Raw genomic sequence first — 640 nt, 5'->3', positions numbered from 1 at the left:
AGGGGTAAGTGTTGTATCAGTAACCTTTACTGTACCAGGTTATTATGAAGTAACCGTAACTGACAGTGCTACGGGTTGTTATCGTAGTGTAAACTACGGAATAGCTAATTACGATAATATATCGATAAGTGCGGCACAAACCAAACCGGTAACTTGTGCAGCGGGCAATGATGGAGAGTTGACATTATCGATGAGAGGCTATGCAGGCAACTACACCTTTAGAGTAGTAAATGAATACGGAGTAGAGGTAGTAAGTTCTACAGCAGGTAGAAATGATACAAGTGACCCGAGAACCCAACCTATAGGAGGTTTAAGTGCAGGTAAGTACTATGTAGAGGTAACAGAAACACAGTACCCATATTGTACAAAAACCGCTACCTTAGCTACTTTATCAGGTCCATCATCAGCATTAACGGCAAGTACAACGATAACGAACCAGATAAAATGTGGTAGCGGACAAACAGGTAGCTTTATGGTAACAGCCGCCGGTGGCTGGGGCAATTATGAGTATCGCTTAACAGTAGGTACGCCAACGCCAGCAGCACATAGTGTATATGGTAATTATAGCAGTACTTCAGTGTTTGAAGGCTTGATATCAGAAACCTATACTGTATGGGTGAAAGACCAAAACGGCTGTGAG

At 42.7% G+C, this 640-nt stretch carries 1 protein-coding gene; it reads left to right on the top strand.

The window, feature by feature from the left end:
• The coding region (locus HMPREF9441_RS17415; RefSeq protein ID WP_216593527.1) for a hypothetical protein at positions 1–640 on the top strand (640 nt) is incomplete at both ends.

Origin of the sequence: Paraprevotella clara YIT 11840 (assembly GCF_000233955.1) — a bacterium.
In the GTDB taxonomy this organism is placed as follows: Bacteria; Bacteroidota; Bacteroidia; order Bacteroidales; family Bacteroidaceae; genus Paraprevotella; species Paraprevotella clara.
This window is presented reverse-complemented; position numbering and strand designations above follow the sequence as displayed.